The organism is Methylotenera sp. G11, from assembly GCF_000799735.1.
Classification (GTDB): domain Bacteria; phylum Pseudomonadota; class Gammaproteobacteria; order Burkholderiales; family Methylophilaceae; genus Methylotenera.
This window is the reverse complement of record NZ_JUHH01000001.1, coordinates 1,605,494-1,631,030: the sequence shown is the minus strand read 5'-3', so window position 1 is coordinate 1,631,030 and position 25,537 is coordinate 1,605,494. Positions and strand designations below refer to the sequence as shown.

26 protein-coding genes and 1 pseudogene are annotated in these 25,537 nt (G+C 50.1%); 23 read left to right on the top strand and 4 right to left on the bottom strand.

Annotation, left to right across the window (positions count from 1 at the left end):
* Positions 1 to 373: 373 nt before the first annotated feature.
* The gene (fae, locus tag GQ51_RS07525) at positions 374 to 922 is read left to right on the top strand and encodes a formaldehyde-activating enzyme (RefSeq protein WP_047551772.1); all 549 of its coding nucleotides are present in this window, start codon (positions 374 to 376) and stop codon (positions 920 to 922) included.
* Here the strand turns inward: fae and hutG are convergent.
* The gene (gene hutG, locus GQ51_RS07520) at positions 917 to 1,735 is read right to left on the bottom strand and encodes an N-formylglutamate deformylase (protein ID WP_047554026.1); all 819 of its coding nucleotides are present in this window, start codon (positions 1,733 to 1,735) and stop codon (positions 917 to 919) included. The two genes, fae and hutG, sit on opposite strands and share 6 nt — an antisense overlap.
* A gap of 337 nt (positions 1,736 to 2,072) precedes the next feature.
* Here hutG and GQ51_RS07515 point away from each other — a divergent pair, with 337 nt between their 5' ends.
* The 19 genes and pseudogenes from GQ51_RS07515 (at position 2,073) to GQ51_RS07425 (ending at position 19,733) form a co-directional block, all read left to right on the top strand.
* Positions 2,073 to 3,314, top strand: a complete 1,242-nt coding sequence (locus GQ51_RS07515; protein WP_047551769.1) for an FAD-dependent oxidoreductase — start codon at positions 2,073 to 2,075, stop codon at positions 3,312 to 3,314.
* 40 nt (positions 3,315 to 3,354) lie between these two features.
* Positions 3,355 to 3,645 (top strand): sarcosine oxidase subunit delta, encoded by a 291-nt coding sequence (locus tag GQ51_RS07510; RefSeq protein WP_052177756.1) that lies wholly within the window; start codon positions 3,355 to 3,357, stop codon positions 3,643 to 3,645.
* A complete protein-coding gene (locus GQ51_RS07505) occupies positions 3,642 to 6,563 on the top strand; it encodes an FAD-dependent oxidoreductase (RefSeq protein ID WP_047551767.1) in 2,922 nt (973 codons plus the stop codon). Before GQ51_RS07510 ends, GQ51_RS07505 begins: the two co-directional genes overlap by 4 nt.
* A gap of 16 nt (positions 6,564 to 6,579) precedes the next feature.
* Positions 6,580 to 7,242, top strand: a complete 663-nt coding sequence (locus tag GQ51_RS07500; protein ID WP_047554024.1) for a hypothetical protein — start codon at positions 6,580 to 6,582, stop codon at positions 7,240 to 7,242.
* A gap of 133 nt (positions 7,243 to 7,375) precedes the next feature.
* Positions 7,376 to 8,598 (top strand): annotated as a pseudogene (locus tag GQ51_RS07495) (type III glutamate--ammonia ligase).
* A gap of 63 nt (positions 8,599 to 8,661) precedes the next feature.
* Positions 8,662 to 9,558 (top strand): class II glutamine amidotransferase, encoded by an 897-nt coding sequence (locus GQ51_RS07490; RefSeq protein ID WP_047551764.1) that lies wholly within the window; start codon positions 8,662 to 8,664, stop codon positions 9,556 to 9,558.
* Positions 9,546 to 10,238 (top strand): protein glxC, encoded by a 693-nt coding sequence (locus GQ51_RS07485; RefSeq protein WP_047551761.1) that lies wholly within the window; start codon positions 9,546 to 9,548, stop codon positions 10,236 to 10,238. The genes GQ51_RS07490 and GQ51_RS07485 overlap by 13 nt, the downstream gene beginning before the upstream one ends.
* Before the next feature lies 1 nt (position 10,239).
* A complete protein-coding gene (locus GQ51_RS07480; protein ID WP_047551757.1) occupies positions 10,240 to 11,604 on the top strand; it encodes an FMN-binding glutamate synthase family protein in 1,365 nt (454 codons plus the stop codon).
* Positions 11,605 to 11,974: 370 nt separating this feature from the next.
* Complete coding sequence (locus GQ51_RS07475) at positions 11,975 to 12,271, top strand: hypothetical protein (RefSeq protein WP_047551754.1); 297 nt, start codon at positions 11,975 to 11,977, stop codon at positions 12,269 to 12,271.
* A gap of 9 nt (positions 12,272 to 12,280) precedes the next feature.
* Positions 12,281 to 12,673: a hypothetical protein gene (locus tag GQ51_RS07470; RefSeq protein WP_047551751.1), complete on the top strand. Its 393-nt coding sequence runs from the start codon at positions 12,281 to 12,283 to the stop codon at positions 12,671 to 12,673.
* A 35-nt stretch (positions 12,674 to 12,708) separates the two neighbouring features.
* Positions 12,709 to 12,891 carry a hypothetical protein gene (locus GQ51_RS07465; RefSeq protein ID WP_047551748.1) on the top strand — a complete coding sequence of 61 codons (183 nt, stop codon included), beginning with the start codon at positions 12,709 to 12,711 and terminating at the stop codon, positions 12,889 to 12,891.
* A complete protein-coding gene (locus GQ51_RS07460) occupies positions 12,891 to 14,285 on the top strand; it encodes an APC family permease (protein WP_047551745.1) in 1,395 nt (464 codons plus the stop codon). Before GQ51_RS07465 ends, GQ51_RS07460 begins: the two co-directional genes overlap by 1 nt.
* A 78-nt stretch (positions 14,286 to 14,363) precedes the next feature.
* Positions 14,364 to 15,023: a hypothetical protein gene (locus GQ51_RS12050; protein ID WP_052177754.1), complete on the top strand. Its 660-nt coding sequence runs from the start codon at positions 14,364 to 14,366 to the stop codon at positions 15,021 to 15,023.
* An 11-nt stretch (positions 15,024 to 15,034) separates the two neighbouring features.
* Positions 15,035 to 15,349 (top strand): hypothetical protein, encoded by a 315-nt coding sequence (locus tag GQ51_RS07450; protein ID WP_200884406.1) that lies wholly within the window; start codon positions 15,035 to 15,037, stop codon positions 15,347 to 15,349.
* Positions 15,350 to 15,355: 6 nt separating this feature from the next.
* Entirely contained in the window at positions 15,356 to 16,072 is a 717-nt protein-coding gene (locus tag GQ51_RS07445) for a type 1 glutamine amidotransferase (RefSeq protein ID WP_047551739.1), read from the top strand.
* Positions 16,073 to 16,178: 106 nt separating this feature from the next.
* Positions 16,179 to 16,970 (top strand): GTP cyclohydrolase FolE2, encoded by a 792-nt coding sequence (folE2, locus tag GQ51_RS07440; RefSeq protein ID WP_047551736.1) that lies wholly within the window; start codon positions 16,179 to 16,181, stop codon positions 16,968 to 16,970.
* 147 nt (positions 16,971 to 17,117) lie between these two features.
* Complete coding sequence (ribBA, locus tag GQ51_RS07435) at positions 17,118 to 18,176, top strand: bifunctional 3,4-dihydroxy-2-butanone-4-phosphate synthase/GTP cyclohydrolase II (RefSeq protein ID WP_052177866.1); 1,059 nt, start codon at positions 17,118 to 17,120, stop codon at positions 18,174 to 18,176.
* A gap of 206 nt (positions 18,177 to 18,382) precedes the next feature.
* The gene (locus tag GQ51_RS07430) at positions 18,383 to 19,192 is read left to right on the top strand and encodes a TorF family putative porin (protein WP_047551734.1); all 810 of its coding nucleotides are present in this window, start codon (positions 18,383 to 18,385) and stop codon (positions 19,190 to 19,192) included.
* Between the two features lie 124 nt (positions 19,193 to 19,316).
* Positions 19,317 to 19,733, top strand: coding sequence for a YybH family protein (locus tag GQ51_RS07425; protein WP_081987118.1), 417 nt, complete (start codon positions 19,317 to 19,319; stop codon positions 19,731 to 19,733).
* Positions 19,734 to 19,849: 116 nt separating this feature from the next.
* On the opposite strand, the gene GQ51_RS07420 is transcribed toward GQ51_RS07425, so the two are convergent.
* From GQ51_RS07420 to GQ51_RS12565, 3 genes are all read right to left on the bottom strand, one after another.
* Positions 19,850 to 21,568: a phosphoethanolamine transferase gene (locus tag GQ51_RS07420; RefSeq protein WP_052177752.1), complete on the bottom strand. Its 1,719-nt coding sequence runs from the start codon at positions 21,566 to 21,568 to the stop codon at positions 19,850 to 19,852.
* A 253-nt stretch (positions 21,569 to 21,821) separates the two neighbouring features.
* Positions 21,822 to 22,826, bottom strand: coding sequence for an NAD-dependent epimerase (locus GQ51_RS07415; RefSeq protein ID WP_047551728.1), 1,005 nt, complete (start codon positions 22,824 to 22,826; stop codon positions 21,822 to 21,824).
* A complete protein-coding gene (locus GQ51_RS12565; protein WP_235276185.1) occupies positions 22,827 to 22,967 on the bottom strand; it encodes a hypothetical protein in 141 nt (46 codons plus the stop codon).
* A gap of 91 nt (positions 22,968 to 23,058) precedes the next feature.
* Here GQ51_RS12565 and GQ51_RS07410 point away from each other — a divergent pair, with 91 nt between their 5' ends.
* The 3 genes from GQ51_RS07410 (at position 23,059) to GQ51_RS07400 (ending at position 25,536) form a co-directional block, all read left to right on the top strand.
* Positions 23,059 to 23,274, top strand: a complete 216-nt coding sequence (locus GQ51_RS07410) for a hypothetical protein (protein WP_047551724.1) — start codon at positions 23,059 to 23,061, stop codon at positions 23,272 to 23,274.
* A gap of 13 nt (positions 23,275 to 23,287) precedes the next feature.
* Positions 23,288 to 24,721: an ArnT family glycosyltransferase gene (locus GQ51_RS07405; protein WP_052177751.1), complete on the top strand. Its 1,434-nt coding sequence runs from the start codon at positions 23,288 to 23,290 to the stop codon at positions 24,719 to 24,721.
* Between the two features lie 92 nt (positions 24,722 to 24,813).
* Positions 24,814 to 25,536, top strand: a complete 723-nt coding sequence (locus GQ51_RS07400) for a glycosyltransferase family 2 protein (protein WP_047551720.1) — start codon at positions 24,814 to 24,816, stop codon at positions 25,534 to 25,536.
* The last annotated feature ends 1 nt before the right edge of the window (position 25,537 follow it).

Below are 25,537 nucleotides of genomic sequence, written 5' to 3'. Positions count from 1 at the left end.
GGGGATTGGTAAAATGCCAATGGATGCATACGGAATAGTTTCTGCTGCATTCGGGCAGGATATTGCACCTGGTAGGCGTTGTAGCGATGTACTGTTGCTGAAGGCGTCTTGCACTCAATTATTTTTTCCTCAATGTTGATAGAAAAACAATAGAAATTTTCCCATATTAACAAACCTTCCGTATGGGGACTATACCTTTCTGTAGTGCTTTATACATGCAAGTGACATTAAACTTTATATATACAGGATACCATCTTTTCACGAAAAAAGTTTAACATAAGTAATAATAGTTAATATATAATAAAATTATAGGTTAATTTTGTTAAAATATAAACATATTTCTTAACGCTGGTTAAATCATTAGGAGAGTATTGTGAGCGATCGAATTGTAATGCGTACAGGTGAAGCATTAGTGGCTGGTGGACCTCCCGGTACAGCGGCAGAGCCGGAAGTGATTATTGGGGAGCTGGATGGTCCTGTTGGTACTGCAATTGCAACGCTTACCGGTGACCAGGTGGCAGGACATACGCGCGTGTTTGCCTTGCTGAATACTGATATTCAGGTGCGGCCTGTTACTTTGATGGTCAGCAAAGTAACCGTTAAAGAAACCAAATATACCAATATCCTGATGGGTACCGTGCAGGCAGCGATTGCAAACGGCGTGCTTGATGCAGTGCGTGCCGGCGATCTTCCTAAAGAGAAAGCGAACGACCTGGGCATTATCGTTTCAGTCTGGCTCAACCCGATGGTGACAAAAGACGAGAAGCTTGATCATAAAGTGCTGTTTGATATCCATCGCAAGGCGACCGCATTAGCCATTCGCAAAGCGATGACCAATAAGCCGGATATTGACTGGTTACTTGATAATCAAGACAAGATCGTACATAAGTACTATCAACTGGGATTAGACGGAAAGCTATAAGCCCTGTTTGTGGCGACTTGCCCAGGCTATGCTTGCCTGCAGCAGGTCGCCGATCAGAAGTTTCACATCTTTAGCCAACTCCGGGTCGTACCGGTATGGCATTTTTTCTTCCATGTAAATACACTGGCTTAATTCCAGCTGGACCGAATGGATGTTGACAGCCGGCATCCCGTAATGCCGCGTAATGTAGCCGCCTTTAAACCGGCCATTGAAAACGCTGCTGAATTTTTTTGCATGCCCAGATTTTTCCAGTGTTTCAGCAAATGCATCCTCAAGGGAAGTCGCACATGACTGCCTGTCCGCAGTGCCAAAATTAAAATCCGGTAATCGGCCGTTAAAGAACCTCGGCACATGGGAAGCGATGGAATGCGCATCCCACAACACCGCAATGCCATGGATGGCATGGATCCTTTTTATTTCGCTACGCAACTTTTCATGATACGGCTGCCAGTATCGTTGGATCCTCGCTTTGATTTCAGCTTCGTCCGGCTGCATGCCTGGTTTGTAGACCGGCTGCTTGCTGAAAGTATCGACCGGGCACAGGCCGGTTGTATCCTGCCCGGGGTAAAGCGACGTATCGTCCGGCGACCTGTTCAGGTCAATCACATAGCGCATGTATTCTGCAGATAGAACCGTTGCATCGTAGTCCCTGGCCATGTCATACAGCTGCGGGATATGCCAGTCTACATCGGGCATTTCCAGCGCGGCAGGCGTCATCAGCGATGCAATTTCCTCGGGTATTGTGGTACCAGCGTGCGGCATGGAGATAATCAACGGTGAGTCACCGCTGGAAAAGTTGTAGTCTTTGTTCATATTCACTCCCATCCAGATCAGGTTAGTCTTAATTTCACGGCCATATTTCATTACTACCATGGTAGTAAGTCTTTGTTTCCAAGCAGCTTATGTCGTTAATACTTAGAATTGATTTTTGCTCACTTTAGCACAAGTTTCATAATAATTAAAAAAGTTTCATTTACCTATTGACAGCGATTAATTACGGTGGCTTAATACCATCAAATGTTTCACAGTGGTTAAAAAAGTTAAGTAACAGGTTTATGCTGAAGTTGAGAATTAAAAATTAAACGCACGATTGCTGATCTTCTTATTTAAAGAATCAGTAACCAGAAAACAGGGTTCTTGGAGTTTATAAATGCCATTAAGACTACTTAAATTTGCACTATCGAAAGATCACCCGGCGCCACGCTTTTTTAAGACACATGAGGCGCCGAAAAAGTCATACGATGTGGTAATCATCGGCGGCGGCGGCCATGGTCTGGCAGCTGCTTATTACCTGGCTAAAGATCACGGCATCACCAATGTTGCTGTGCTTGAAAAAGGCTATATCGGCGGCGGCAACACCGGCCGCAACACCACTATTGTCCGTTCCAACTATTTGACGCCCGAGGGCGTCAATTTTTATGATGCCAGCGTCAAGATTTATGAAGGCTTATCAGAAGAGCTGGATCTGAATCTGTTCTACTCAACCCGCGGACATTTCACACTTGCCCATACCGAATCTGCAATGCGTACCATGCGCTGGCGTGCTGAAGTCAATAAGCACGTAGGTGTTGAAAGCCGTGTGGTGGGACCTGATGAAATTGCCAAGGCTTGCCCGCAGCTGGATATGAGCTGTAGCGGCCAGGCGCCGATCCTGGGCGCCTTGTACCATGCGCCAGGCTCAGTTGCACGCCATGACGGTGTTGCATGGGGTTATGCCCGCGGTGCAGACCGTCTGGGCGCAGAAATTCACCAGAACACGGAAGTGCTGGCGATTGATGTTAAAAACGGCAAAGTCTGCGGTGTAAAAACCAATAAGGGCTATATCGAAACCAAGCAAGTGCTGTGTGCCGTTGCCGGCTTTACACCGCGCATCACAGAAATGGTCGATCTGCAAACGCCTATCGTGATCCATCCATTGCAAGCCTGTGTGACTGAGCCAATGAAACCCTGGCTGGACACGATCCTGGTATCAGGCAGCCTGCATGTTTACGTGAGTCAGTCATCTCGCGGCGAGCTGGTCATGGGGTCGTCACTGGATCCTTATGAAGTGCATTCAACCAGGTCTACCCTTGATTTTGTAGAAGGGCTGACCTCACACATGCTGGATATGTTCCCGTTCCTGTCTAACGTTAAAGTCGTGCGTCAGTGGGCAGGTATGGCCGATATGACACCGGACTTTGCGCCGATCATGGGTAAAACGCCGATTGAAGGATTCTATATCGATGCAGGCTGGGGCACATGGGGCTTCAAGGCTACGCCTATCAGCGGCAAGACCATGGCGCAGACCATTGCCAATGATAGTGCGCCGGATTTAATTCACTCATTCCGCTTGTCACGTTTTGAAGATTACGAACTGACAGGTGAAAAAGGAGCTGCGTCAGTAGGCCATTAACCGGTCATTAACGCGCGCTTAATAATCAGAGGAATATGCAATGAAACTTCTCACTTGTCCAATGAACGGCACACGGCCACTGAACGAATTCATATTCGGCGGTGAGTATCGTGAAGGCCCGGATCAAAAAACCTGTACTGATGCAGAGTGGGCATCTTATGTTCATAACCGCAGCGGTGCGCCTGGTGATAAAAAAGAATGGTGGTATCACTCACCTAGCGGTACCTGGTTTATTGCGGAACGCAATACGCTCACAGATAAAGTGACTCGCACTTATCTGTTGGGTGCAAATAACAATAATTCAAGCCTAGCTCAGGAGAATGGTAAATGACTTTACGTGCATCTAAGCAGACTGGTGAATGGATTAACCGTAACAAGAAAATCAGCTTCACGTTTGAGGGCGAGGTTTTTACGGCATTTGAAGGTGATACCATCAGCAGCGCATTATGGGCAAATGGCCAGAAAGTATTGGGTCGTAGCTTCAAATATCATCGTCCACGCGGCGTGCTGAGCCTGGCGAATCATGATGTGAACGTACTCGTGACGGATGGCATGGATACTAACATCCGTGCAGATGTGGTTGAAGTCAAAGACGGCATGGTACTGACTGCCGTGAACACCACGGGTGGTGTTAAAAAAGACAAGAGCAGCTATATTGATTCCATTTCGCCGCTGCTGCCGGTCGGTTTTTACTATAAAGCGTTTCATACGCCACGCCGCTTCTTCCCATTCTGGGAAAAAGTAATACGTAATGCGGCTGGCCTGGGCGTGGTTAACTTTAATTACCCACGCATACTCAAACGCAAGCAGCATTCACATTGCGACTTGCTGGTTATCGGTGCTGGCCCGGCTGGCCTGGCTGCTGCATATGAAGCAGCACAGGCAGGCCTTGAAGTCACGATCGTAGACGAAAATCGCCAGGCAGGCGGTAGCCTGACTTATGACCGCGGCGGTGATTCAGCAGGCAGCAAACAGCTGGCTGAGCTGCTCGGTAAAGTGGTTGACCAACCCAACATCAAGCTGCTCACAGGGACTTATGCAGCAGGTTATTACCCTGACCACCTGATTCCCATCGTGTCTGAAAGCGGCATCAATAAAGTGCGCGCTAAAACAGTGATTGTGGCCAGCGGGGCATTTGAGCAGCCACCGGTATTCCGCTACAACGACTTGCCCGGAGTGATGCTGGGTTCGGCAGCACAGCGCTTGATTTACCGTTATGGTGTTAAACCGTTCAATAACGGCCTCGTAGTGACAGCCAATGATTACGGCTATCGCGTTGCGCTGGACTTGCTGGAAGCCGGTACTAAAGTGGTGGCAGTCGTTGATTTACGCAAGGGTGCCAACACCAGTGCGGCAGCGATTGCTGTGTCAAAACGCGGCATCAAGATCTATGCCGGCTACTGTGTCTATGAGGCGCTGGCAGCATCAGGCAAAACAGGTGTGCGCGGTGCCGTATTGTGTGAATACGACGATGTTGCGAATGTTGCATTAACCAATAACAAGGCTACGGTCGAGTGTGATGGTATCGCCATGAGTGCAGGTTGGGCTCCGGCTGCAGCCTTGCTGTATCAATCAGGCACTGCCATGCAGTTTGACTACGATATACAGCAGTTCGTACCCAACCGCTTGCCGGATGGCATTTTTGCGGCAGGTAAAGTCAACGGTGTGTTTGATCTTGCACAGCGTATCAAGGATGGGGCACGTGCTGCCAGCGAAGCCTTGCGCTATCTGGGTCTGGAAGCCGCACCGGTCAAAGTTGAAAAACATGCAGCCCTGGCTGATTCAGCTAGCCCAAGCCATCCTTACCCGATGGTGCCGCATGAAAAAGGCAAGAACTTTGTAGATTTCGACGAAGATATCCAGATCAAGGATTTTGTGAATGCCGCTAAAGAAGGCTTTGACAATATCGAGTTGATGAAGCGTTTCACTACAGTGGGCATGGGTCCTAGCCAAGGCAAGCATTCCAATATGAATGCGATCCGCATCCTGGCCAGAATCCGTGATCTGCCTGTGGAGAAGATCGGTACCACCACCTCCAGGCCCTTTTACCACCCGACACCTATCGGCCACCTGGGTGGACGCGGTTTCCATTCACATCGCCTGACTTCACTGCATGACTGGCATCAGGCTAATGGCGCGGTGTTTACAGATATTGGCGCCTGGAAGCGTGCTGCTTACTACCCTGCAAAAGGCCAAAGCAAAGAGGACGCGATCCAGGTAGAAGCCATGGCGGTGCGTAAAGCAGCCGGTATCATTGATGGCAGCTCCTTTGGCAAGATAGAAGTGCATGGTCCTGATGCAGCTGAGTTCCTGGAGCGTTTCTTTACCGGCAGCTATAAAACGCAGAAAGTGGGCCGTTGTCGTTACGTCATGCTGCTGGATGATGCCGGTGTGGTGGCAGATGACGGGATTGCCAGCCGCCTTGCGGATGACCTGTTCTATGTGTCTATCGGTACTTCAAATGCAGCAGCGGTATATCGCGAAATGCAGCGTTCACAGCAGATGTGGCAGCTGGATATCGGCCTGGTCAATGTGACCGGTGCCTATGGCGCCATCAATATTGCCGGCCCGGCCGCCCGCGAAATCCTGTCTTCACTGACCGATCTTGATCTTTCTTATGAAGCGTTCCCGATCAGCAGCGTGCGTGAGAGCCAGGTCGCCGGCGTTGAAGCAAGGCTGATCCGTGTTGCGTTCGTCTCAGACCTTGGTTACGAAATGCATGTGCCGATGGCGCACGTGCCACAGGTGTGGAATGCCTTGCTGGCTGCCGGGCAGAATCATGGCCTGCGTCCATTCGGCAGCGATACGCAGCGTTTATTGCGTCTGGAAATGGGGCACCCGATGCCTGGTGTTGATACCGATGGCCTGACGAATCCGTTTGAGATTGGCGCGGAATGGGCGATAGAGATGAGCAAGCCTTATTTCATCGGTCAACGCAGTCTGGAAATTCTCACCAAACGGCCATTAAGGAAAAAACTGGTGCCATTCGCTTTAGCCGAAAACTATCAAGGTGAAATGCCGATGGACTGTAACCTGGTCGTGAATGGCCGTGACATCCTGGGTCGTGTCACCAGTATTTCCTACAGCAAATATATAGATCGCTGCATCGGGTTTGCATATGTGTCGCCTGACAGGACATCAGCAGGATCAACATTTGAAATCCGCACGGATAGCGGCACCCTGGTCAAGGCTACCGTAGTTGAGGCACCGTTTCTTCAGAATAATATCCAGAGTAAAAAAGGATCTTGAGATGCAAGCATCGAGCATGAAAACTATATTACAGACTTCCCCGGTAGCGCATGCGCAACTTAAAAGCAACGCGAAATGGAATGTAGTGAATGGCGTTAACACCGCAGTGGAGTTTGCGAGTGCTGAAGTCGAGCGGGCAAGGAAAAAAGTACTGGGCGTGACAGATGTGAGCTGCCTGTCACGTTACGGGGTAAAGGGTGCGAAAGCATCGCAATGGCTGGCTGAACGGGGAATCGCGATTCCTGCTAACCCAAACTCATGGGCTGTGAGTGATCAAAACACTCTGGTGATGAGATTGGGTGGCAGCGAGTTCCTGGTAGAGGATCAGTTTGGTGGTGCCGCTTGTGCAAAGCTGGCGGCAGAAACGACACGTGTGCCTAATGTTTACAAGGTGCCGCGTGCAGATGCCGCTTTCATTCTGAGCGGAAGTGAAGTGCTCAATCTGTTATCTGAATTATGTTCATTGGATCTGCGTGAGAAATCACTGTCCGCTGATGAAGTGATCATGACGCAGCTTGCAGGGATATCGGCTACAGTGCTTCGCCAGACTATCAATGGCGAGCAGGTTTACAGGGTTTGGTGTGACGGAACTTATGGGGCATACCTGTGGGAGGTCATGTTAGAGATTGCAGTTGAATTAGGTGGCGGGGCAGTTGGACTTGCTTGTTATCAGACTTAGTGGTGTCTGCTAGATATCAAAAATGAATACTTGGTGCTTATAAAATCAAGGCCGGTAAATAGTGGATATGGCTTATTAGAGATTCAGAAATATTTTTCATAAATGTGAATACTTGCATTTCAGGGAGAAGTAGATGAAAACGTTAGATGAAGCAAAGAAGTTTTTAAAAGATAACAATGTCAAATATATATTGGCGCAGTTTGTTGATATTCATGGCGTTGCTAAAGTTAAGTCGGTACCGGCTGAACATATAGGTTCCATTCTGAAAGACGGCGCTGGTTTTGCCGGCGGCGCGATCTGGGGTATGGGCATTGCGCCTAATGGCCCGGATTACATGGCAGTAGGTGATTTATCAACCCTGACGCTGATGCCATGGCAGCCTGGTTATGCCCGTATCATCTGTGATGGTCATGTGGAGGGCAAGCCTTACTGTCACGATTCACGCGTGGTACTTAAAGCGCAGACAGACCGTCTGGCGAAAGAAGGCTGGATTCTTTGACCAAGCAGTCTGCCTTCCTGGAGCGCCTGACAGAGACCTTGATTGCAGCAGGCCTGGATATCTATCAGATCGACCATGAAGATGCAAACGGTCAGTTTGAGATCAACTACACCTATGCTGACTGCATGAAAAGTGCAGATGATTATCTCATGTTCAAGATGGCAGCCAGCCATATTGCCAATGAGCTGGGCATGATCTGTTCATTCATGCCTAAACCTTTCGGCAACCGCCCAGGCAATGGCATGCATATGCACATGTCGATCGGTGATGGCAAGAAGAGCCTGTTCCATGATGACTCCGACCCAACCGGCCACGGTTTGTCAAAACTGGCGTACCACTTCATGGGCGGTGTTCTTACACATGCGCCTGCCATTACGGCACTGGCCTGCCCAACCGTTAACTCCTATAAGCGCCTGGTGGTCAGCCAGTCACTGACAGGTTCAACATGGGCACCGGCTTATATCTCATATGGCAATAACAACCGTTCAACAATGGTACGTATTCCATATGGCCGCCTTGAGCTGCGCCTGCCGGATGGTAGCTGCAACCCATACCTGGCGACTGCGGCAGTGATTGCAGCCGGCCTTGATGGCGTTAAGCGTGAATTGCATCCAGGTGGCGGCCATGCCAACAACTTATACGATTTAACACCGACGCAGATGCGTGAACAAGGCATCGGCATATTGCCGCAAAGCTTGAATGAAGCGATTAACGAGCTTGAAAGCGATAAGGTGATTAGAGATGCACTGGGTGACTCTTTGTCAGAAGAGTTCATCAAGATCAAGCGTGCAGAATCAATGGAGTATCAACGTCATGTTTCAGATTGGGAAATCAACAGGTACGTAGATTTCTTCTAATTTAATTGAAGAGCAGGGTTTGACTATATTGATTGGTTTAACTTTATTTGTAAGGAGAAAAGTATGTGTGGAATTGTAGGATTATTGGTTAGAAATCCAAAAATGCGTGACTCAATCGGTGAGCTTATGCTGCCAATGTTAATTGGCATGACAGAGCGCGGACCAGACTCTGCAGGTTTAGCGATGTTTGGCCCATCGGTTGCAGCGAATGAAAGAAAATTCAGCCTGTACTCAGGTACTGCTGATTTCAACTGGACTAAGCTGGGTCATGATTTCGAAAAACACCTGAGCATTAAAGCCAAGGTAGAGCCAAAAGTTAACCACGCTGTTTTAACAACGACTCTGGAACCGGAAACAGTCAAGATCTGGTTGAAAGAACATTACCCACAATTGCACCTGCTGTCAGTAGGCCAGTTGATGGATATCTATAAAGACGTTGGTACGCCAGCCCAGGTTGCTGAGCGCTACGACTTTAAAAACTTTAAAGGTACGCACCTTGTCGGCCATACACGTATGGCAACAGAGTCAGCGATTACGCCAGCTCACGCGCACCCTTTCACAGCGGGCGAAGACTGGTGCCTGGTACATAACGGCTCACTTTCAAACGCTAACAGCCTGCGTCGTAAATTGCAGTATGAAGGCATCGAGTTTGAAACTGACAACGACACTGAAGCAGCATGCCGTTTCCTGCAATGGCGCATGCGTGAAGGTGATGACCTGGAAACAGCTCTGAACCACGGCTTCGAAGAACTGGATGGCTTTTATACCTTGTTGATGGGTACCAGCAACCAGTTGGCTCTGGTGCGCGACCCATTCGGTTGCAAACCGGCAATTATCGCTGAACATGATGACTATGTGGCTATCGCTTCAGAGTTCCGTTCATTGGCACACTTGCCAGATATTAAAAACGCTAAGGTATTCGAACCTTCACCTAAGGAGATGTATGTATGGAAACTTTAAAATTTGACTTAGATGCTAAGCCATTGCGCGAAGTGAATCAGTTCCTGCATGGTGATGCAAGCCTGCTTGACGGTAAATCAGTCGTGATTGAGAACCCTAACGGCGCGCATAACATCGCAGTAGGTCTTAAATCAGATGTGCATGTCACGATTAAAGGCCACGCAGGCTACTATGCTGCCGGTATGAACCAGCTGGCTAAAGTGACCATCGAAGGCAGCGCCGGTAGCGGCGTCGCTGAAAACATGATGTCAGGTGTCGTGCATGTCAAAGGCTTTGCATCGAATGCAGCCGCAGCGACCGCGAATGGCGGCCTGCTGGTGATTGATGGCGATGCAGGCTTGCGCACGGCGATCGCCCTGAAAGGCGCTGACGTTGTTGTAGGCGGCTCTGTAGGCAGTTTCTCAGCTTTCATGGCGCAAGCCGGCAACCTGGTGATCCTGGGTGATGCAGGTGAAGGCCTGGGTGACTCAATCTACGAAGCCAAGATTTTTGTTCGCGGTACGGTCAAGAGCCTTGGTGCGGATTGCGAAGAGAAAACCACTAGCCCAGAAGATAGAAAAATCCTGGCAGACTTATTGGCTAAATCAGGTCACTCGGATGTGAACCCGGATAGCTTTAAACAGTATGGTTCTGCACGTACGCTTTACCACTTCCATGTCGATAACGCAGGAGCTTATTAAAATGAGTGACGATAAATCAAAAGAAACAGTACATAAAACGCCGCAAACTAAACCGCGTTACTCGGCTACGTTTGATGAGTACACCAATTCAGAAATCAGACGTGCAGCTGCCACGGGTATTTACGATATCCGCGGTGCAGGCTCTAAACGCAAGTTGCCGCACTTCGATGATCTGCTGTTCCTCGGCGCATCAGTCAGCCGCTACCCGTTAGAGGGCTACCGTGAAAAATGCGGTACCGATGTGATCCTGGGTACACGCCATGCCAAGAAACCGATCCACCTGAAAACACCGGTGACGATCGCCGGCATGAGCTTCGGTTCCTTATCAGGCCCGGCTAAAGAGTCATTAGGCCGCGGCGCGACAGCAGCCGGCACCAGCACCACGACAGGTGACGGTGGTATGACACCGGAAGAGCGTGGTCATTCAACGACATTGGTGTATCAATACCTGCCATCACGCTACGGTATGAACCCTGATGACCTGCGCAAAGCCGATGCTATTGAGCTGGTGGTTGGTCAAGGTGCGAAACCAGGCGGCGGCGGTATGCTGCTGGGCCAGAAAATCACTAAACGCGTAGCAAAAATGCGTTGTTTGCCAGAAGGTATCGATCAGCGTTCATCTTGCCGCCATCCTGACTGGACTGGTCCTGATGACCTGGAGATCAAGATCGCGGAAATCCGTGAAATCACTGACTGGGAAAAACCGATCTACGTAAAAATCGGTGCGACCCGTCCTTACTTTGACGTAGCGCTTGCAGTGAAAGCCGGTGCAGACGTAGTGGTGCTGGACGGTATGCAAGGCGGTACTGCGGCGACACAGGAAGTGTTCATCGAGCACGTGGGCCTGCCTATCCTGTCTGCGATCCGTCCTGCTGTTAAAGCATTACAGGATTTAGGTGTTTACCGTAATGGTAAAGACAGCGTGCAGCTGATCGTTTCCGGCGGTATCCGCAACGGTGCCGATGTGGCCAAAGCGATTGCATTGGGTGCTGATGCGGTTGCAATCGGTACAGCAGCGTTGATCGCCCTTGGTGACAATGATCCGCATCTTGAAGAAGAGTACCAAAAACTCGGCTCAACAGCGGGTGCGTACGACGACTGGCATGAAGGTAAAGACCCTGCCGGTATCACTACGCAAGATCCTGAGTTGATGAAGCGCGTGGATCCAGTCAAGGCAGGTCACCGCCTGGCGAACTACATTGCAGTCATGACGATGGAAGCCCAAGTGGTGGCACGTGCTTGCGGTAAGTCACACCTGCATAATCTTGAACCTGAAGATTTGGTAGCGCTGACGATTGAGGCTTCAGCCATGGCACAAGTGCCATTAGCTGGTACTAGCTGGATTCCAGGAGTTACAAAATTCTAGATTAGTTTAAGTATTTCCCCCCCAAATATCTTTTTGGGTTTTATGAGGGTATGCGCAATGAATGGTTCATTTTGCTTGAATACGGGTTTCACTTCCAACGACCGGAATAAGGTAAGAAGAACATTCATACTTAATGCGCATACCCTCTATTTTTATTTGCAGAAGTTATATGCACGCAGCTTTCTTAAAGCTGTGATCGCAAGTCCTGAGTTTTCAAAATGCTTACAGCCAAACTGCTTGTTATCAAAACAAGGGGCTGTCAGAACCGCTTATACGGCATTTCCTTGCCGCTATTTTTTATGTCTTCCATTCTGGTGACTAGTTCACTAATACACTGATTTACCATTTTACAAGGGATAGGAGCAGCGTAATGAGAAATAATATAGATAAAAGAATGAACGAGATGTACCTGCGTGACTGTTTTATGGCTTGGTTCGATGTTGCATTGTTGTGTGCAGTGGTGATTTTTGTATTGGCCTCAATTCTGAGTATCGTTCAGGAGCCAAACATCCGGCTAGTGCTTTATGTGGCTAGTGCTATGTTGCTGTTGTTTAACTCAGCTTCAGTTTTTGCAATGACCAGGCACTTTAAAGAAGATAAGGAATTTATCTACAGCCTGGATATCAAGCACCTGGATCTTAACCGGGCTGCCAAAAAACAACACTAGGACAACATTATGAAAAGAAACTATACCCCACCTAAACAGAGCATGTTTGGTCAGATCTTTGACACGATTCTAGTGTTGGTTCTGGTGTATGCCAGTTTGATGATTCCTCTGCTGTTCAAGGCTGAGGCTAAGGCTGAAGCTGCGGCTGAAGCTGCAACCCACGCCGTGAAAGCTACCTGGGAATCATTAGGGCAAAATGCAGTGCAGCAGGCCCAATGGGTAAAACTGGGTTACGACCCGGAAAAAGCAGCCACTTTAATCAACAGTCGTTTTGACTACACGATAGACCCTTTAATGCTGCTGATAACGATTGCCGTTGTTGCTGGCTATTTCATCTTCATGCTGAAAGTGTCTGATAAGCAATACCGTGAGGTCATCGCAGAAAAATTCGATAATAAATAAAATATAAGATTGCTTTTAAGCAAAGGAGATCAACTATGGAGTTCTGGGATATTCTGGTTTATGCCGCCTGGAGTGCGTCAGCTGTGATGCTGGTGTGGATGGTGGTAGATGCATTTATGATTTCTTCACAGTATGACGAAGAGTATTTAATGAGTTCACGCGAAGGTGCCGAAGACGATGTGGTTCACGGCACGCATCTCGAAGAGGGGAACGTATAATGGCAACCGAAAAAATAACGGGCGCGGGCAATAAGCCAATTGCCATGCTCAAAGTGCTCAACCCCTTTCATATATGGGCGTTGGGCGTAGGTATCGTTCTGGTAGGCGAGTTCATGGGCTGGAACTTTACCGTGGGCAAGGGCGGCGCTTATGCCTCACTGATTGCATGCTGGGTGATCGGCCTGCTTTACACCTGTGTCGCGATGATCGACTCTGAAGTGACCTCCACGGTAGCCGCTGCCGGCGGACAATACACGCAGGCCAAGCATATTGTTGGCCCTCTCATGGCCTTCAATGTCGGCTTGTACCTGGTGATGGCGTATACCATGCTATGTGCTGCGGATGCACTGGTGGTTGGCGACCTGATGAAATCCGGTGCCGAGGTCATGGGGTATGCCAACCTGGATACCAAGCCCTTTGTGGTGCTGACGGTTGCGTTCCTGGCCTGGCTCAACTACCGGGGGGTATTTGCGACACTGACGCTTAACCTGGTGATTACTTTCCTTGCTTTCCTGTCATTGATCGTACTGTTTTTTGCAGTGGATCCTTTGAGCGAAGGTACTGTGCTGCAGCACGCCGGTCTGCTCACCGACTTGCCTTATGGCTGGATCGGCGTCATCGCTTCCCTGCAATTCGGCATGTGGTATTACCTTGGTATCGAGGGTACATGCCAGGCTGCTGAAGAAGTGCGCTCTGCCGGACGTTCCATTCCTTTGGGTACCATGGGCGGCATCATGACCTTGCTGGTGGCGGCAACGATCACCTGGTTCGTGGCTACCGGTCTAATGCCCTGGCAATACCTGGGTCAGGCCGTAACCCCGATGTATGATGCGGCCACATTGCTCGGCAGTACACAGCTGCAGTTGATGCTGTTTATTGCAACGGCTTTCGCGGCAACGGCTTCGGCAAATGGCTGTATCAATGATGCATCACGCGCATGGTTTTCATTGGCACGTGATCGTTACATGCCGGTGTTTTTTGGAGCGATCCATCCGAAATACCGTACGCCTTATCGCGCTGTGCTGTTTTTAGTGCCAATCGCCATCTCATTTGCTTTCACAGGTTTGCTGGACCAGGTGATTACCTTCTCTATCCTGTCAGGCTTGCTTGGCTATACATTCATGACCTTCAATATGATCAAGTTCAGAAAAATGTGGCCATTGGGTACGATACATAGAGGTTACATCCATCCTTTCCACCCGATTCCGGCAATTACATTGCTGACCTTGTGCTGCGCAACCTATTTTGCGACCTTCCTCGGTTATGGCGCGTCACTGTTATCTATCATGGCGTTCTATATCCTGGCATCCATCTGGTTCGTAGTACGCAGGTACAAATTCGTGAAACGTGCAGACCAGTTCACAATGCCATGGCCACGCCCCAGAGGGTATTAACCGGTCATTGGTTTAAAATATTGAGCTTTTAAACAAAACTGGCAGCGGCCTCAGGCCGCTGCCATATGTGAGGTTCAAATGAATATCGCGGTATCTGTTCTGCTCATCATGATGATCATCATCATGACCCGTAAATATCGTCAAGACGTTACTTCTAAAAAACAGGCGCGCAGTAGCGTATTTGATGAGTGTGATGCACTGCTGCAAGAGCCGCAATCCAGTTGGGATAAGGCTAACCTGCCGGTTCTGTACGGGAATTATGCCGGTTTCAAGGTGCAGCTCAGTGTGGTTGAAGATACATTAGGCTGGAGAAAGATTCCGCCGTTATGGCTGCTGATCAAGGTGGCGGCCAACCATCCAAGTCACGGTACTCTGGATTTTATTGCAAGACCAGCAAACAACGAGTTCTACAGCCCTTCCTGGCAGTGGGATGGCAGTATGGAAATCCCTGCGCAATGGCCGCAGCATGCCATATTGAAGTACCTGAAACAGCCAGTGGATCTGGCGTTGCTGGACAATGATGTACCCGAATTGTTTTCTGATACAAAAATGAAAGAGCTGCTGGTGACGCCAGACATGACAAGGTTAACTTATATGATAAAACAGGGTGAGCGCGGAGAATATCTGCTCATGCGCAATGCTGTATATAACAACGCGCCGGTAAGCAAAGACATCGTAGAGAGCCTTTTGAAAAAGGCTGTCGCAATCAGGCGCAATCTGGAAAATGCTGTCATTTAATAAGGTCAATGATGAAAACTACCGCAACTCATGCAGCGCAAAACAACAGGCCTCTGGGCCCTGTCTATGTATTGCTGATCGCCATTTTTCTCCCCGGCATGGGGCAAGTGGTCAATAACACGCCTAAAAAAGGCTTCCTGATGGCATGTTTCATGATCATCCTTGGCTTGATCACCTTCAACCTGGCGGAGCCGGAGCGGTCATGGGCAGGCAGGCTGGCGGGCGGCATCTTTATTTATGCAATCTCGGTCATCGACGCTTACTACTGGGCCAAATATCGCCTGGAAATATCCAAGCGCAATGACCAGCCACTCGCTAAAGGCTGATTCTACATGCAATCGGTTTTAGTTTTCAGGTTCTCTCGAACAGAGGAGCCAGGGTATCTGCAGACATTCCTGAATGCGCGTGAAATTCCCTGGCAATTGATCAAGCTGGATGAAGGCCAGGCAGTGCCTGCGTTTAATGCAGAGGTTGCCGCAGTCGCAATGATGGGCGGCCCGATGAGTGTGAATGATGACCTCAGCTGGCGTGAACCGATTATCAAGTTTATCCAGTCAGCGGTTGCTGCCGATGTGCCGGTGGTTGGCCACTGCCTGGGCGGACAGTTCCTGGCAAAAGCCCTGGGCGCAGACGTGACCGACAATGACTGCTGGGAAGTCGGCTGGGGCGAAGTGGCGGTTGATGATGCCGCGATTGCTTCAGAATGGTTCGGCGGCCTGGAGAAATTCGATGTTTTCCACTGGCATTACCAGACCTACAGCCTGCCAGCAGGCGCACAGCATGCCATGCGCAGTAAGTACTGCGCAAACCAGGCTTTCGTGTTTAATGGCTTGCACATAGGCTTTCAATGTCATATTGAAATGACCGAGGCCTTGGTCAGGAAGTGGTGTGAAGACAGCAAGGATGATCTCGATGAAATGTCGATGACTGAATCCGTCATGTCCAAACAGCAGATTCTGTCAGATATCGAAAATCGCATTGCCAGGTTGAATGATCTGGCGAGCAATGTTTATGCACGATGGATAGCCAATGCCAGGCTGCATGGCTGATACGTGCTTTCATCAATGAAATAGTCGCTCAACGCGGCAATATTGCGGCTGCGGTATTAATTTTAAGATTTTGAAACTGAATCATTATTAAAGATGGGCTAACAATATGAACTTGCCGGTAAATCTCTCAATTCTGGATGTACAAAACCTGGCCGATACGCGCCAGATCGCGATTGACCGCGTTGGAATCAAAGCCATACGTCACCCGGTGACCGTAAAGGATAAAACCGGCGGGGTTCAGCACACGGTAGCCATGTTCAATATGTACGTGCATCTGCCGCAGCATTTGAAAGGCACGCACATGTCGCGCTTTCTCGAAATATTGAATGAGAAAGAGATTGAAGTCTCATTGGAAAACATCCAGGTGATCCTGAATGAAGTGGCTAGCCGGCTTGAGGCGGAATCCGGCCATATAGAGATGACATTCCCCTATTTCATCAATAAATCCGCACCCGTTTCCGGCGTTAAGAGCCTGCTGGATTATGAAGTAAGTTTTATCTGTGAAATCAATCATGGCCGGCATGACATTAAGGTGAAAGTACTGATACCGGTCACCAGCCTTTGCCCGTGTTCAAAAAAAATCTCTGCATACGGCGCACATAACCAGCGCTCACATGTGACGGTGACGGTCTCGATGCAGGAGCTGATGTGGATAGAAGACATCATCATGCTGGTGGAGGCGCAGGCATCATCAGAGCTTTATGGCCTTCTCAAGCGGCCTGATGAAAAATATGTGACCGAACGCGCTTACGATAACCCGAAATTTGTTGAAGATATGGTACGGGATATTGCCGGCGCCTTTAATCGTGAACCACGCATTAAAAACTACATCGTCGAATGTGAGAACTTTGAATCCATTCACAACCATTCTGCATACGCATGTATCTACAGTGAGTAAATCATGAGCAACCTCGTTGAGTTCAAGTTGAATGAGCCAGCCCAGGCAATAGTACCCCGGGCGACGGCACCCCAGGCAAAGGTTGCATTTTGCTTGCTTGAAACGACCCCTGTGAGCATTAGCCCGATTGCCGAAATCATCGAGGAAATGCGGCAGGGCCGCATGGTTGTGCTGCTTGACGATGAAGACCGCGAGAACGAAGGTGACCTGGTCATGGCGGCGCAGTTCGTTACGCCGACCGACATTAACTTTATGGCCAAACATGGCCGCGGCCTGATCTGCCTGACGCTGACCGAGGGGCGCGCAAAGCAGCTCAATCTCAAGCCTATGGTGCAAAAGAACGGTACGCAGATGGGGACTAATTTCACCGTGTCGATAGAAGCCGCCGAGGGCGTGACAACCGGTATATCCGCTGCAGACAGGGCGCACACGATCCAGGTGGCGGTCAGTGCCAATGCCAGGTCTGTGGATATTGTCAGTCCGGGCCATGTATTCCCCCTGATCGCACAGAATGGCGGGGTCATGGTCAGGGCCGGGCATACCGAAGCCGGTTGTGACATTGCCAAGCTGGCCGGCCTTGAACCTACATCCGTGATTTGCGAGATCCTTAAAGACAACGGCGAAATGGCACGCTTGCCGGACCTGCTGAAATTTGCGGCAGAACATGAACTGAAGGTAGGCACGATTGCCGACCTTATTAACTACCGCAATCAGACTGAACGTCTGGTGAAGCGCGTTGCGGAACGCGTCATCGAGACCGCTTATGGCGCATTCAATCTAATCGCATTCCATGACTCGACTACCGGTGCAACGCATCTGGCGCTGGTAAAAGGAGATGTTTCCGCCCATGACAGCCTGCTGGTACGTGTGCATGAACCTTTATCGGTGTTCGATCTGCTGGATGCCAGCAGCAAAGGCCATAGCTGGAGCCTGTCTCATGCCATGCGGCTGATCAGCGCAGAAGGTGCCGGCATCATTGTCATGCTGAGGCGCGAAGAAAAAAGCGAAGATGTCGTGCATGCCATCAAATCGGCAGACCAGGCTGTGAGTCACCAGCACACACTTAAGGATTACGGCATCGGTGCACAGATACTCCGTGACCTGGGCGTAGTGAAAATGCGGCTGATGGCAGAGCCGCGCAAGATGCCAAGCATGGCCGGTTTCGGGCTTGAGGTCAGTGAGTTTGTCGCTTTCAGCGCAGGCTGATTGCCTGGCAGCCCAGCGGCAAAATTAGCTGCCTGCCGTCGCGTGTGTGACGGCCCAGGCTTTGTTGCAGGTTTGCCACACCACTTATTTCACAATGTTAAATTTAATTTAATTTTATGAATAAATTGAATGATTTATGTTATTGTTTAATTTGGGTAAATATTATTAATTTTTGATTAACTTAAGGGGGTCTAATGAGTACTTTTATGAAGCCAGTTTTACTGGCCGGTTTATTGTCATCCGTATTGAGCGTGCCACTTGCCAACGCAGCGGAAGAAGCCGCGGCACCGGCAGCAGCGCCAGCGTCACCGCACACCTTGACCACCAACATCGGTTTCTTCACCGACTACACGTTCCGCGGCATTTCCTATACTAAAGAACGCGGCGCAGTCCAAGGCGGCATTGACTACTCACATAGCAGCGGCTTCTACCTCGGCGTCTGGGGTACTAATGTCAATAATGAAGCCCTCTACGGCAACACGGTAGAAGTCGACGTCTATGGCGGCTACCTGCGTCCATTGACTGATGACCTCAGCATCAACGTCGGCTTCCTGCAGTTCTTCTACCCGGACAGCAACCACCCAGGTGCCGGCACAGCCAACAAAGGCGGCTCACCTAACACCACCGAACTGAATGCAGCGCTGACCTACAAATACTTCACGCTCAAGCACTCCTATGCCGTCACCAACTTCTTCGGCCTCAACGACAGACTGCTTGGCAACGGAGACACACGCGGATCCGGCTACACGGAACTCAACTTCAACTACAAACTCCCGGTCGCGGACCTGAACCTGGCTTTGCATGTAGGCCGCCAGACGGTACATAACTACTCACAGGCCAACTACACGGACTGGCTGGTAGGCGTCAACAAAGACTTCTCGATTGCCGGCACGACAGGCTGGAACGCTGGTGTCAACTACACCACGACCAATGCCAGTGACAGCTGGTATGTGGATGCCAAAGGCTGGGAAACCGGTAATGACCGCTTTATCGGTTATATCAAACGTACATTCTAAAACGATTTAACCATCTGTCTGGAATGCATCGCAGGCTGTGCGCACCATGCGCGCAGCCTGTAACGTATGCAGGTTCAGTATGCGAAAAATGACCCGCCAGGGAACTGTACCATGAGTCGATACCATGAGTCGATTGCATCCATCTGAGTACATCACTTCAATCAAGGCTGCACGCCAGCGATATAACGAGGCAATATTGCGGCGCAATGCGGATGAAATCTGTACATTTCTTACGCAGGATTACCATGTAGTGACAGCGCGCGGGCTTCAGTCTCACGGCATTGAGGAGCAGCGCAAGCGCTGGCACGATACCTTTGCGCAGGATCCAGTTGTGGTTTACCGAAGGCACACGAAGGCCGTTCGCCTGAATGGGCAGTCAGGCGCTGCCCAAGAGCATGGCTATTGGGCAGGCAAGTACACGGCGGGGCAGCAGACCGTCATAGCGGGTGGCGTGTATGCGGCAAAATGGCTGCAGCAGGCAAGCGGTTTATGGCTGGTGCAGGCGGAAGTTTTCACGATGCTCAAATTCAGGGTGACCTGATTCAGCGCCAGCGCATTCAAAACCATATGATTGACAGCGATATGGTTTTAATCTGCACGATAAAACTGCTTGATTTTACAAGCGCCGTTCCAAAGCCCGGTTCAGCACTGTTCGAATCAGATAGGTTTCTGAGGCCTGTCCGCAAGCGAAACAGCGGGGACAGGCACAGGTGTGTTTAAGTTGCCGGCATAAGATTTCAGGTTGTGGTTTCTTGCGAGCAGGCCATTTTTGGCTGCACAGGTCTTGGATTCGATCTCATAAGCCACGAGCAGCGTGCAGAATACGTCATCATGGCTGAATGCGTAGTCTTTGTATGGCGTCAGGTCTTTTGCCTGATATTCAAAATTCTGACCCATCCAGAGAATCGCAGGCACGTGCGTCTGCTCTTTCGGCGCGATGATATATGGCGCGGCATGTAAATAAATACCGTGCTCGCCGAGAGATTCGCCATGGTCCGCCACATAGAGCATGGCAGTCTCATAATGATCGTCATATTTCTTCAGGAAATGAATGACTTCCGACAGGAAATAATCTGTATACAGAATTGCATTGTCGTAGGCATTATTCACCTCCTGCTGCGTGCAGTCCCTCAGTTCGCCTGTCTGGCAGGCTGGCTTGAAGCGTTCAAATTCTTTTGGATACCTTCTGTAATATTCGGGGCCGTGGTTGCCCATCTGATGCAGCACAATCAGCATATCCTTATCTTTATGGGATGCGATGTACTTGTCCAATCCGCTCAGCATGCCGATATCCCTGCATTCACCTTCACACACAGGGTTGTGGGTAGGCGTTTTAAAATCTTCATACACCATTCTGGTGGCGACGCCTTTGGAATCCGAGTTGTTGTCCCGCCACAAGATTTCAATGCCGTTCTTGGCAAGCACATCCAGGATATTTTCCTGTTCAAGCGCCGTTTCCTTATCGTATTTGTTGCGGCCTAATGATGAGAACATGCATGGAACCGAAACGCTTGTTGATGTGCCGCATGCGGTGACATTGCTCAGGTTGACGATATTTTCCTTGGCGAGCAGCGGGTTGGTGTCCCTGTGATAGCCATTCAGGGAGAAGCGGTCTGCGCGGGCGGTTTCTCCCACTACCATGATGATGAGTTCTTTCTTGCTGGTGGGCGGGTCTAACAGAACGGCATCTTCAGCAGTCTTGTGGAGTACCGTGTTTTTTGAAATGCTGAATTGCTGGGTCACATACTTGATCGCTGAATAGCTTGTATAGGTGGGGTTTGCCGAAAACCTTACGATCTTGTGCTCGCGGATGAAAGAAGTGTAACCCGCAATAAAAGGCACGATGAGCAGAATAATCAATATGAAAGACAAAGCCAGTGCACGTACCCGGGCTTTGGTTTCCAGCCTGGCATCTGTCATGCGGGGGGTGAATTTAAGCACCAGGGAGGCAGGTATCAACCCAAAGAGTATCGTGTTCATGATCAGGGCCGGCGTGATCAGGCCGGCAAACTCATGTGCATTCGTCTGCATCACATTGTCGATCATGACGGTGTCAATGATCACGCCAAAGTGATCCATATAGTATGCTGATTGCGATGCGATCACCAGGAACAAAGCCAGTACCCACCTTGTTGCCTTGCCATGGCAGACCGCCAGAAAGAACATTGCGGTCAGCGCTGTGAAGAATAAAGCAAGTGAAGTGAGGAAAGGGGCGTTCGCGACCGTGAGCGGATATATTTTGAAAATGCCTTTGAACAGGGCGTGGTTACCTGTCAGCATGATAAATACCGTTACCAGTAAAATGACAGGTACTTGTGAAGTTTTAAAAATATTCAGGACTGAATCTTTAGTCAGGCTGCTTGGGTTTAATGGCATTTCAGGGACGTTTACTATTCTGTTATTCGCAGAACAATAGGTTGCAAATTACGTTCCCATTTATTAAGTGGTTGATTCTAATGCGAATGCTGGATATCCCGTGTATGGCACCATGCAAATTTTGAATGGTTTCACCCAGCTGAGCCCGGGATTCATACAAAATTTGCGCATAAATCAGCAGCGGGTTCAATGGCAGCGCCCTGGCGCAGGCTGTTGATGAGCGTTTGCAATGATGCTGGCTATCACCAAAAAATCAGTAATGTGTCGTGCGATACCATTCAACCCAGTTTCGCAGGCCGTCTTCCAGCCTGGTGCTGGGTTCGTAGCCAACATCCCGTTTCAGGTCATCTACATCTGCACAGGTCGCAAGTACGTCACCTGCCTGCATGGGCATGAAATTCTTGATTGCCTGCATGCCTAGGTTTTTTTCCAGGATTTCAATAAATGTCATCAGTTTTACCGGCTGCTGGTTACCGATGTTGTATATCCGGTAGGGCGCCGTGCTGGAGGCTGGGTCAGGATTTGCGGTGTCGAACCCCGGGTTGGGTTGCGCGATACGGTCCATCGCCTTTACGGTACCGGCTGCAATATCATCTATGTAGGTAAAGTCGCGCAGCATGTCGCCATGGTTGAAGATATTGATCGGCCTGCCTTCCAGTATGGCCGATGTGAACAGCCAGGGCGACATGTCCGGCCGCCCCCACGGGCCATATACCGTAAAGTAGCGTAATCCGGTTGTAGGCAGTGCATACAGATGGCTGTAGGCATGCGCCATGAGCTCATTGGCCTTCTTGGTTGCAGCGTAAAGGCTGCAAGGGTGGTCTACGTTATCATGTACCGAGAAGGGCATATTGCTGTTGCTGCCGTAAACACTGGACGAGCTTGCATAAACCAGGTGTTCGATCCGGTTCTTCTGGCAAGCCTCAAGCATGTTGCCGAAACCAAGCAGGTTGGACTGGATGTATGCCGATGGATTGCTCAGGGAGTAGCGTACGCCAGCCTGGGCTGCCAGGTGAATGACGCGCTGGAAGTTTTCGGATTTGAACAGCTGGTTGATGGCGTCGGTATCCGAGATATCCATTTCAACAAATCTGAAATGCGCATGGTCCCGCAGTTGTGCAAGGCGGTCTTGCTTGAGCTGGGGCAGGTAATAGTCGTTCAGGTTATCAATGCCGATGACTTCGTCGCCACGATCCAGCAGGATGCGGGCAACATGCATGCCGATAAAACCTGCTGCCCCGGTTACAAGAACTTTCAATTAATCACTCCCGAATAAATTTCGCATGTCGCCCTTTGCAGTAATATTGCCAAGAGTTGGCCTTGTTATTGCTTTGGCAATAAAGTTGTAACGTGCAGCATGGACAATTGCACTGATCACACGCTGTGGATGCTCATTCATCATGAACTGCCGATTGAGATTTTCATGGAACGAGCCCTATAAATCCACTTAATTTGGTTTATTATAATCCGCATATATATCACTCTAACCCATGTTTGTTACCAAAAAAATGATAAAAAATCTACTGACCGGGTTTTCTGCCATGCTTGATAAGCAAAAGTTAATGCCAGCGCTGCTGTTTGCGGTGCCTGTTATTCCCTTTGCCGCCCTGCATGAACCTTCTCGCTCCGTTTATTACACTCCAATCAACCCCGATAACACGATGAAACCGACAGGAGCTGCACCGGTCTGGGGACAAGTTGCGTAAAGGAATTGGATCAATGAAACCACAGCATGCCGATGTATATCGGGAGCCTTTGTTTGTCATACTGCTGTCGCTGACGTTGCTGCTCGGGGCACTGGTCTTTTTCTGGGGCTTGGGTGATCTGCCCCTGCTGACCTTTAACGAAGCCCGCCGTGCCGTGCCGGCTGCCAATATGATCGCCGACGGCGATTGGCTGTTGCCTAAGCTGAATGGCGAGCTTTATATCACCAAACCCCCTTTGATCTATTGGGCTGCCGCCGCAGCCTCTTATCTGTCCGGTGCGGTGACTGAATGGACTGTGCGTATTCCGTCAGCATTATCTGCAGCGGTGATTGCGCTTCTGGCTTACCGTTATGCGCTGCGTCAATTTGGCGCCTGGTCAGCCCTGTTTACGCTGCAACTGCTGATCGCAAATGCAGGATTTGCGATGCTTGGCCGCAGGGCGGGCATCGAAATGCTGTTAGCGGCACTTTGTTTCAGCGCGCTGTTGTCTGCGTTGAAATACACGCACGAAAATGCCGGCCGCCAGTGGCTGCTGCTGAGTTATTTCCTGCTGGGTGCCGCTGTGCTGGCAAAAGGCCCGATAGCGCTTTTGTTCGTCACCCTGCCGCTTCTGATTGACGCCTTGTACCAGCGCCAGCCGCGCCAGTGGCAGGCCCTGCGTGACCCGCTGGGCTGGCTTATTTTCCTGCTGGTGGGTGCTTCATGGTATGTGGCGGTCACCTGGCATATGGGGGTCGACATCTGGGGTGCGACCGTGCATAAGGATATGGTCAACAAGGTTTACGGCACGGCGGGAGAGCCTGTCTATAACTACCTGTTATGGCTGGTTGGAGATTTCTTCCCTGCGAGTTTACTGTTGCTGATTGCGCCGCTTGCCGTATGGCGTCGCTGGAAAACAAACACGGTGACGCTTTCCCTGTGCATTGCGTTTATTGTGCCTTTCCTGATCTATACGGCGTTCAGCGATAAGCATGCCAAATATCTGCTGCCGGTTTATCCCCTGTTGGCTGTTCTGCTCGGCAGCCGGCTGGGAGAGTTGCTTGCTAATGCCGGCCCGCGCCTGCGGCGGTGCCTGCTTATTGCCGGTATCCTGCTGCCGGCGGGTTATGCCGCTTTTTACGCTGTTGCAGAAGCCAGGATGTTTCATTACCGCTATGAAGCTTTGCCATTAATCAAAGACTGGTTCGCCGCGAATGCGGATAATACCCAGGTTTACGGCTATGCAGAGTTGGATGAAAGGCTGATTTATTATGCCAACCGCAATATCCCAGTCGTTGACGATGCAAAGCTTGAATCGCTGAAAGCAAGTAATGCACTGCTGCTGGTTGAAGATTCGCATATTGCCAGGATCCAGCCGCAGGCAAAGTGTCTGGTGAAAGAGTTCAAGCCCTACCTTAAGAAAAACGGCAGGTTGGCCGTGTTCGGCTTCGGTTCGGCTTGTCACTGAATCGGTATTGCAGAGAGTATGATGCCGTGATGAAAGTAGCTATATCGTTGCGTGGCAGTGAGATGTTTTTAATAATTTTATGAGTGCAGAACATGAATGAACCTATCAATTTACTTAGTGTTGTGATCCCCGTGCATAACGAAGCGGAAAACATCGTGCCTTTGATTCAGGAAATAGAGCAGGCATTGGCCGCAACAGTGAATTTTGAAATCGTATATGTGAATGATGGCAGTACGGATGATACGGCAAGCCGTCTGGCTGAAGCCAGATCACAAAGCAGCAGGCTCAGGGTGATTCACCATGCAAAAAGCTGCGGCCAGAGCACGGCGCTGCGTACCGGGGTGAAAGCGGCAAGAGGTGACTGGGTCGTCACTATGGATGGCGATGGCCAGAATGACCCGGGGGATATTAAAGTGCTGATCGCAGCACTGAAGGAAGGCGTTGACCTTGTAGGCGGCAATCGTCGCCATGCAAGGCGGGATAGCTGGATTAAACGTGTTTCCTCTATCATTGCCAATGGTGTGCGTTCACGCCTGCTCAATGACTCAACCCCGGATACCGGCTGCGGGCTGAAGCTGATCAGGCGCGACGCTTTTCTCGACCTGCCGTATTTTGACCATATGCACCGGTTTCTTCCTGCGCTCGTTCAGCGCCGCGGAGGCAGCGTGGTATCCGTACCCGTACATCATCGGGCACGGGAACATGGCCAGTCAAAATACGGAACGATTGATCGTTTGATGGTCGGCATTGTTGACCTGGTCGGAATGCTCTGGCTGCTGCGCCGTGCTAAACGCCCAATAGTAAGCGAGGAATAGC